7 protein-coding genes are annotated in these 8,476 nt (G+C 54.8%); 4 read left to right on the forward strand and 3 right to left on the reverse strand.

Annotated features, from left to right (window positions below; all coding sequences use genetic code 11):
• Nucleotides 1–93 precede the first annotated feature (93 nt).
• The 3 genes from H3028_RS20845 (at nucleotide 94) to H3028_RS20855 (ending at nucleotide 3,571) form a co-directional block, all read left to right on the forward strand.
• Nucleotides 94–324 carry a hypothetical protein gene (locus tag H3028_RS20845; RefSeq protein WP_181299111.1) on the forward strand — a complete coding sequence of 77 codons (231 nt, stop codon included), beginning with the start codon at nucleotides 94–96 and terminating at the stop codon, nucleotides 322–324.
• A gap of 98 nt (nucleotides 325–422) precedes the next feature.
• Nucleotides 423–1,796, forward strand: a complete 1,374-nt coding sequence (locus H3028_RS20850; protein ID WP_181299112.1) for a heavy metal sensor histidine kinase — start codon at nucleotides 423–425, stop codon at nucleotides 1,794–1,796.
• Nucleotides 1,797–1,903: 107 nt separating this feature from the next.
• On the forward strand, nucleotides 1,904–3,571 hold the full coding sequence (locus tag H3028_RS20855; RefSeq protein ID WP_181299113.1) for a hypothetical protein: 1,668 nt from the start codon (nucleotides 1,904–1,906) through the stop codon (nucleotides 3,569–3,571).
• A 63-nt stretch (nucleotides 3,572–3,634) separates the two neighbouring features.
• Here the strand turns inward: H3028_RS20855 and flgB are convergent, their stop codons facing one another.
• The 3 genes from flgB to H3028_RS20870 all read right to left on the reverse strand — a co-directional run bounded on the left by flgB (nucleotide 3,635) and on the right by H3028_RS20870 (nucleotide 5,993).
• Nucleotides 3,635–4,048, reverse strand: a complete 414-nt coding sequence (gene flgB, locus H3028_RS20860) for a flagellar basal body rod protein FlgB (protein ID WP_181299114.1) — start codon at nucleotides 4,046–4,048, stop codon at nucleotides 3,635–3,637.
• 156 nt (nucleotides 4,049–4,204) lie between these two features.
• The gene (locus tag H3028_RS20865) at nucleotides 4,205–4,564 is read right to left on the reverse strand and encodes a co-regulatory protein PtrA N-terminal domain-containing protein (RefSeq protein ID WP_181299115.1); all 360 of its coding nucleotides are present in this window, start codon (nucleotides 4,562–4,564) and stop codon (nucleotides 4,205–4,207) included.
• A 394-nt stretch (nucleotides 4,565–4,958) separates the two neighbouring features.
• The gene (locus H3028_RS20870) at nucleotides 4,959–5,993 is read right to left on the reverse strand and encodes an SDR family oxidoreductase (RefSeq protein ID WP_181299116.1); all 1,035 of its coding nucleotides are present in this window, start codon (nucleotides 5,991–5,993) and stop codon (nucleotides 4,959–4,961) included.
• 476 nt (nucleotides 5,994–6,469) lie between these two features.
• Here H3028_RS20870 and H3028_RS20875 point away from each other — a divergent pair, with 476 nt between their 5' ends.
• Nucleotides 6,470–8,275 (forward strand): glycoside hydrolase family 15 protein, encoded by a 1,806-nt coding sequence (locus tag H3028_RS20875; RefSeq protein WP_181299117.1) that lies wholly within the window; start codon nucleotides 6,470–6,472, stop codon nucleotides 8,273–8,275.
• Nucleotides 8,276–8,476: the final 201 nt, after the last annotated feature.

Here is an 8,476-nt window from a genome sequence, read left to right on the forward strand (position 1 = left end):
TAGCGGTAAGTGCGACAAGCCCAAGGAGCCCAACGTTGGCGAAAACACCTTGTTAAGCAAAAGCGAATAACCCACTGAACTTGGAGATTTAACATGCGAAAGGCCATCACCGTTACAGCAATCGCAATCACCTTGGCGAGCGGACTGAGTTTCGCAGCGGCAGATAAAGCGGACCAAAGCCATTCAGAAACCGGCATGATGAGCGGCGACAAGCATATGGAAATGATGGGTGACATGCGTGGAATGATGAAAGAGTGTCGTGAAATGATGGAGGCGGCCAAAGCCGGCCACTCGCAAAATGGTGGAAATCCAGACGCTGCTTAGGATGAGAGTGCGAGCAACCATGATCGAAGCAGGTCGGGCACCTTTTCTGGGTGCCCACCTGCTTTTTTGTGCATGATGGCCTAACCAGGACCGTACTGATGGGAAAAGTGTCACTGACGAGCAGAATGGCGATAGCTTTCATGCTCGTGGTTACGGTTGTGCTGATGGCCGCCGCAATCAGCTTCAATTATTTTTGCCAGCTCCATTTCGAACGCAAAGATGCACAAGTGCTGAATGAAAAGGCCGCTGCAGTAGAGCGTACGCTACTCAACAGCTCAGCATTCGGGCCTGAGACCGCATCAAGGATCGATGCCGTTATTGAGCACTCCTTTGGCTTCGCAACTGCGGTTGTAGTAGACGGTAAGACGGTTTACTCCCATCACAATCTGTCTGAGAGCTTGCTACCTCTTGTCACGAACATCCAAGAGGAGCGCTGGACGGTAAGTTTCGGTGGCCACCAGTACAGCGGCATTACCAGAAAAGTAAACCGGTGGGTAGAAGGGCAGGACACCGTTATCTATTTGGCTTTGGATGTAACGCACCGAATCCACTTCTTCGATATGATTCAGCAGTGGTTTGCTTATACGCTTGTCGTTAGTGCACTCCTGAGTGGCGCGTTAGGTGTTGTTCTGATCAGGAAAGGCTTAAAACCAATAGACGAACTGTCCAAGACTTCTTCTACGGTAACCGCCCACTGCTTGGATACCAGAATTCCAACCGAGTCGGTGCCAGGCGAGCTGCATGAACTCGTAGACAACTTCAATGAAATGCTCTCGCGCTTGGATGACTCTTTTCTCAGGTTGTCAGGTTTCTCAGCGGACATCGCGCATGAGCTAAGAACGCCTCTGAACAGCATGCTGACCCAAATGGAGGTCGCGCTCTTGCGCGACCGCGAGAATACCGACTACAAAGACATTTTGTATTCCGCCCTCGAAGAGCTTAGGCGCATGTCAAAGATGGTCGATGACATGCTGTTCCTCGCCAAGGCGGACAACGGTAAGATTACGCCCAGTGCCGAAGATGCCAGCATGGCTGAGATTACCGCGAGCGTTATCGAATATTACGAGCTTGCAGCCGAGGACAAAAAGGTAGAGATCGCGCTTTCAGGCGATGGATCGGTACATGGCGATAAATCAATGCTAAGACGGGCCATCTCAAACATAGTCTCGAACGCAGTTCGGTATGCAGAGGAAGGCAGCATTATCAGCGTTGAAATAAGCGAGAGTGGTAACTCGGTTTCTACAGCTATATCCAACCGCGGCATTACTATTCCAGCCGAGCTTCACACCCGAATATTCGACAGGTTCTACAGGGTAGATACCGCAAGGCGCGAAGGTACTACCATGAATGCGGGCCTCGGCATGGCTATCACACGGTCGATTGTTGAGGCCCACAAAGGGCGCATCGCTTGCGAATCAGCTGAGGGGCACACGACTATCACACTGACGCTTCCAAGGCTGATGTCTAGTTAACGGCGCATTGGCCGACAACGGCCCTGACCTAAGCTTATCGAAAATGCCCTGCTGAACCGAAAGAGGCCAAAGCTTTCGAAACTGTATGTTTGGTTCTGGAGGTTCCCGTGCAAGCGACCTCATCAAGAAAATGCGGTTCGACAGCCGCAGCACTCAACGAAGCGTGCTTCTGCGTAAGCCTAGATCAAGCTGCGCTCGTAAACGCACTGACCGAACAGCTTGAGGATTCAGAGCTATCGGAGCTATTGAAGTCACGTTGCCCCCATGTGTTTGCTGCACGACCGGTCTTTGTTTCATCCTTGCGGCTGCGCCAGGTTAATGAGGTTATTCAGGCCATCGAGCAGACCGTGAGCTCGCCCGGTTGGCGTGAGCATGCTCTGGATTCTGCACCTCCTATTGCACGACATGATCCTCGGGGTGCGCGCGGCGTCTTCTTTGGCTACGACTTCCATCTGGATGATGACAAGCTTGGGCTCATCGAAATAAACACAAATGCGGGCGGAGCGATGCTAAACGTATTGCTCGCCCGCGCGCAGCGTAGTTGTTGCAGCGGCGTAGTCGGGCTTTCGCCAGGTCAGGAAGGACCCGGCGGCTTCGAGCGTTCGATTCTGGATATGTTCGCCCAGGAATGGTCTGCGAGTGGCGAGCAACGACCGCTCAAGCGCCTGGTGATCTTGGATGAAAGCCCACAAGCCCAATACCTGTATCCGGAGTTCCTTCTTTTTCAGCGGTTGTTCGAGTCAGCAGGAATCGACTGCATAATCGCAGACCCAGCCGATCTGGCCTTTCACAACGATTGCCTCTTGGTCGACGGAAAGCCTGTGGATCTCGTCTACAACCGACTCACCGATTTCTATCTGGAAGGTGACAATTGCAGCGCGCTGCGCAGCGCTTATTTGGCTGATGTCGTGACGGTAACGCCGCACCCTCAGGCCTATGCCCTTTACGCCGACAAACGCAGGTTGGTTGACCTAACCAACGCACGTTTTTTGGAAGAGATTGGCGTTGATCAGCAAATCCGAGCCGTATTGGCCCAATACGTCCCGCTTACCGTTCCTGTCGAGCATGGTAATGCAGAGCACCTCTGGCAAAACCGCCGTAGCCTCTTTTTCAAGCCCGTCAGCGGGTTTGGTAGTCGCGGTGCATACCGAGGAGACAAGCTCACCAAGCGTGTGTGGGAAGAAATAGTTGGCGGAAACTACGTGGCCCAATCCCTTGTGGCTCCCGGCGAGCGTAGAACCGTCGCCGACCCTCAGGTACGACCAATGAAGTTTGACCTGCGCGCGTACGCTTATGCTGGCGAGGTGCAGTGGAACGCTGCCAGGGTCTACCAAGGCCAGACGACTAACTTTCGAACGGAAGGGGGCGGCTTTGCTCCTGTGTTTACCTTAGGCGAGGAAGAGAAGCGAGCCGGTTCCACAGAGCAACGGTCGCACGCCTCGTTCACGTTCTTGCTCGACGAAACCGGCGCCGTAGAGGAACTGCCGCACCCGCTTTATCTGGCGTTGGTTCGAGCGGAAAAGGCTACCTCAAAGCTTGCCGGTAAACGTTTCCGAATGGCGGACTGGTATGTGGCAATGGAAGATGGCTGTCCTTCCAAAGCCATCCGAGAATGGTACGGCTGGGTTGCTTTCGACGCAGATGGCGGTTACCACCCTGAACGTGGTTCGCCGAAAAACGACGAGTCGGATAGTGATGACAATGTAGATTCAACCGCTCTACCGACACGGGAAGAACACGATCGAATTGAGGGACTGTTGTTTAAAAGCGAGTGAGAGCCTGTCTCGCACAGCCCAGAGGTTCCTTCCGGGGCGCAGAGCCAAAGGAAGATTGCCTTTTCACTCACCTTTCAGGGCCATCATTAAACCCTTGAATGCGCCGTTCAGCCGAGTAAATGCAGCCTGGAAACGAATCGAATTTTCCGCATATTTTGCTTGCTCAACCTGAACGTCGACTGTGTTCTGATCAAGCGATGGTTGATTGGGAACCCTGTAGAGTAGGGCCGCATCGCTAAGAGTAACCTCCAAGCCACCAGTATTTATATGGCTCTGGTTAGTTTTGGCCAGTGAAAACTCAGTGTTAATTGCCTGCTTATTTTGAGCGGCAAGCACCGAGGCAAAATCCAGATCCCTGGCTTTGAAATTGGGTGTATCAACATTCGCTATGTTATTGCTCAATACCTCTGCCCTTTTGGCAGTGTAGAGCAGTGTTGTTTCGGGCCCGCCTACAGTCTTTTCGAAACTAATACTCATCAACTTTCCTATCAAGTAGGAAGAAAACAAGTACTGATCAGAATCACATCGATCAGCCCCTGGATTTACGCCCGACCTGGCACCCGCCGGCACCCGGTCGGGCGCTGCAAAGCCAGAGAGACTTCATATCGTGATGCCTGGAAGAGTAGCGATTTATTACTGATGACACTCCTTGTCAGTGGTCATCAGCTTATGCTCGCGGATCATTTGATCCAGTACGTTGTCCACCAACTTGTCGTGCTTCTCCATCCAAGCCAAATGCTCCTCGGTAGAAACGTTTGGTCCTGGATGATCTTTGTGGAGCTGGCTCATCATATCTTCGAGCATCCCCATATGTTCGTTCATATGCACTTGGCGCTCGCAGACTGGGGCTTTCTCTGCTTGAACCAAAACTGCTTCAGCTTTATCGCGCAGTTGCTGAACGCGCTCGAGAGCGCGGTCGCTTCCTCCTTCAGCCCAAGCTATGGGAGACAGCATCAGCGATCCGACAAGGTAAAAAGGTATCAACGATTTCATAGAGGTGACCTCCGTATTAAAAGATGCGGCCACTGCTACTGAGGCTGTTTCGATGGGCTAGAACAATTTTTATGCCGTCTCTTTGACCTTTCTATTTCTGCAAAAGTAGCTCATCTGCCCTGTCATGAAGCTGAGCTAGTGATTACATTTTTGTAAGCTATCGGCTTTATTTGACCGAACGACCGCTCACCGGCACAAGCTGGTAGCTGATAACCACAATCACACGCACGGGTAGTTCATCCCAAGCCAGCTCAATCAGCCGGTAACAGTCGGCGTGAACTCTCCGCTAACCGCTTTTCCTTTGTGAGTGCAGTCTGGCCGCGGTTCGAAGTGCTTGCGCCTGAAGCGCACCCCCGAACTCGCCGCCGCCCCCGGTTGACCTAGCATAACCGCGTTATTTCGATTGCTCTCGTGCAGCCTCTTCCCGCTCCATACGTTCACGCACGCCGCCTTCCACACCAGTGCCAGATTGCATTGGCTTGTAAAGCGAACCCGTCGTTGGCGGTGCTGGCGGTGCTTTTTCGATCTGCCAGCGGTGCGCAATGTTCGCCGCGATTCGCTCAGTGAGAGAGGGAAACAGCGAATGCGAGCTCACTGCGCCCCGGGCTTTCCAGCCTACTGGTAGACGTTTGCGCGGGTTGACCGAGACCCAGGCGATGGCTTCGACCACCTGCTCAGGGCCGTCCATTGCGGCCATGCGTGGGGTGCCGCCGGTGTAGTTGGCCGCGTGTTCCCAGAACGGTGTGTCCACAGCCCAGGGCATAACAGTGGCGACACTAATAGTCTCGCTGCCGCTCAGGCGAATCTCCTCGGCGATTGCTGCCCCGAGATTCATCACTCCACCTTTGGTCGCTGCGTAGGAGGCATGGTAAGCCAGCGGTATCTCGCTCTCGACCGAGCCGACGTTGACCAGCGTGCCGAAGCCCTGAGTTCTGAACTGGCGCATGGCCGCGTGGCTTCCGTAGATCACGCCCTTGAGATTGACGTCCACAACCCGCGCATGGTCCTCGACGGGGACGTCTTCGAAGCGCCCCAGTGCTCCGACCGCTGCGTTGTTGATCCACACGTCGATACTGCCGAAGCGCTCGATGGCGGCTTGGGCCAGGCCTTGTATGTCGGCTGGTTTGCTCACATCGGTGGTCACTACGAGTGCCGACCCTCCTGCCTCGCGTATCTGCGTAGCCAGCTCTTCGAGCACTTCGGTTCGGCGGGCCGCCAGCGCCACGTCGCCTTGCAAAGTGGCAAGCCTGAGCGCCACGCCGCGACCGAAGCCACTTGAGGCGCCGGTTATGACGAAGGTTTTGCCAGCTACGCTTGGCTGGTCGCTTGGTTTCAGGCGTGGGGAAACGGCGCAGCCACCGAGTTGCAGGGCGGTAAGCAGAAGTAGCAGCAAAGCCAATCTCTGCGATGGGAAGATTCGCAAAACCATTATTGGTTCTCCTGGCAAAGTCATACGGCCGAATGGTCCGTAACTCCAGTGTTGTACGACTGCCTTGTGCCAGCGCCGCCGCAGGCAGGCGAATAGAACTTTTCAGGCTAGATCATCAATCTAGTTATGGCGCGGAAACTTGATTATTTCTGTAAGCATAGAACTGATTTATGGAGCTATACGAATGCATGCTTGGAAAAGATTTTGCTATGCGATCTATCGAGTCCGGCAATTCACAATCGCAATTGAAACTACTGATTAAGCGTGCAGTCGACTTATAATCTGTTTTTGTATTTTCTAGCGGCTCGCGCTTCGAAAAGCGACATCGTTATGGTTAAAAATAAGCCGGCGTACCTCGGGTTACTCTTAATGCCAACTTCAATGCATTTATAACCTCAACGCGAGCCTGCCGCCTTGAAACAGCAGTCTAGACTGGCCTTTGAACCGTCCGTAAGCGCACCGACACGAAGAGAACTATGAGAACTGATGAGCAACTGATAGCTAGAAATGCGGAATATCCAACGATCGCTTCGCTTGCGGCTATCGGTGATGGCCGCTCGATGGCATTGGTGGGCCCAGATGGCAACGTGGAATGGTTCTGTCCCCAGCGTTTCGATGCCACACCGCTGATTTGGCCGCTGCTCGACCGTCAACGTGGCGGGCGGCTACAGCTGTCGACACCGAGTGACGTCAAAATGCATTATCTGGACGATTCTGCAGTATTAGAGTTCGAGATGCACAGCGGGTCCGGGGTCGCCCGTGTCACGCTTTGCATGGAGTGGCCTGGATCGGACAATCAGCAACGCTTGCTTTGGCAGGTAGACGGCCTAGCTGGCCGCTGTGAGTTCACTCTGCAGTTTGAGCCGCGTCCAGATTTCGGAAGCGTAGCCGGTCAGGCAAGCATTTCAGCCGAAGGGTTAACCTATTCTTATATGGGCCAACAGCTGCTGCTTCAAGCGGACTGCGCACTGTATCCGGACGGTGAAGGCTGGAAGGGAGCGGTCTCAGTAGACGCAGGAGGACGTGCGGGAGTTTCTCTAAGCGTTTCCTTAGAGCAAGATGCCCTACCCGTTCCTGTGTCGATTGAATCCGTACCCGCGCGGATTGAGGCGACCCTGGTTGCGTGGCGCGAATGGTGCGCAGCGCTGGAGTGCCCCGCAGCCTATCGAGGCGCCGTGATACGCAGCGCAATTAGCCTTAAGTTATTGATTTACGCACCCAGCGGAGCGGTCGTTGCCGCCGGAACCACCTCCCTACCTGAACACCTGGGCGGGGAGCGGAACTGGGATTACCGCTACACCTGGTTTCGAGATGCGGGGCTGACACTTGGTGCTCTTTTCGGCCTCGGTTGTCGAGATGAGGCACATCATTGGGCCCAGTGGATGCAGCGAACCATTGAGCAGCATGGGACTCCGCTGGCCGTGCTATACGATGTAAACGGAGCTGCGCCGCCGCCAGAACGTAATATCGAAGGGGTTGATGGTTATCGCGGCTCGAGGCCGGTGCGTGTGGGTAACGCTGCTGATGGTCAGTTTCAGCTGGATGTTTATGGCGAGTTGCTGGAGTGCGTGAGCATCTGCGATAGCATGGGCGACGATGCGATGCGAGCGCACTGGCCTCATATGCGCGCCGCTGCTGATTTCATTGCAGCGCACTGGCAGGAGCCTGACCAAAGCATTTGGGAGATGCGCAGCGCGCCGCGCCACTATGTGCACTCCAAGGTCATGGCCTGGGCTGGCCTACAGCGTGCGCTTTGGCTGAAGCGCCGCCATGACCTAGACGGAGATGAGGAAAGTTGGGTCAATCAGGCCGAGGCTCTACGTCAGTTAGTCCTGCGCCGTGGTGTCAGCGCCGACGGCAACAACTTCGTCCGGGCCTTCGATGACGATAGGCTGGATGCTAGCCTCCTGTTATTAGCGCGTGTTGGCTTCGTCGAAGGCGGCGATGAACGTTTCGTCAATACGGTCGATATGATCCGCAAACAACTGGACGAAGGCGGCGGCGCGCTACGGCGCTACCCTGCTGGAATTTCGGATGGGCTAGAGGGCCGAGAAGGCGCCTTCTTCATCTGTAGCTTTTGGCTGGTCGAGGCATTAGTGCAAACCGGCCGGCCTCGAGAGGCAAAGGAGCTTTTCGAACAGCTGCTGCAACGCAAGGGTGAGCACGGCCTGTTCGCTGAGGAGTTCGACACCCGAAGCGGCCAGCATTTAGGGAACGTACCTCAGGCCTTTTCTCATGTCGGTTTGATAAACGCTGCCCTAAGCCTCGGCTCTGCTGATTAACGTAGCTGCAGCCGGTTTTAGCGCGCTCTTGCATGGTCTAGTCGATGCCACCCAGCTAACTAGCAATGGCAACTACTACCGCTACGCAAATCACCACTACCAACGCCAAACCGCTCGCGGCCAGCTTGCCCACGGATTCGGAACTGAGGCCCAGTGCCTTGTCCTTCGCTTGCGCGCCGAAGCGCCCTTCGAGACGGTGCA

The sequence above is a fragment of the Pseudomonas sp. Q2-TVG4-2 genome, assembly GCF_013620795.1.
GTDB lineage: Bacteria > Pseudomonadota > Gammaproteobacteria > Pseudomonadales > Pseudomonadaceae > Stutzerimonas.

Coding starts and splice junctions, on each gene's coding strand:
- H3028_RS20865 (WP_181299115.1), bottom strand. CDS start 4,564: ATGAAATCGTTGATACCTTTTTACCTTGTCGGATCGCTGATGCTGTCT.
- H3028_RS20850 (WP_181299112.1), top strand. CDS start 423: ATGGGAAAAGTGTCACTGACGAGCAGAATGGCGATAGCTTTCATGCTC.
- H3028_RS20845 (WP_181299111.1), top strand. CDS start 94: ATGCGAAAGGCCATCACCGTTACAGCAATCGCAATCACCTTGGCGAGC.
- H3028_RS20875 (WP_181299117.1), top strand. CDS start 6,470: ATGAGAACTGATGAGCAACTGATAGCTAGAAATGCGGAATATCCAACG.
- flgB (WP_181299114.1), bottom strand. CDS start 4,048: ATGAGTATTAGTTTCGAAAAGACTGTAGGCGGGCCCGAAACAACACTG.
- H3028_RS20870 (WP_181299116.1), bottom strand. CDS start 5,993: ATGGTTTTGCGAATCTTCCCATCGCAGAGATTGGCTTTGCTGCTACTT.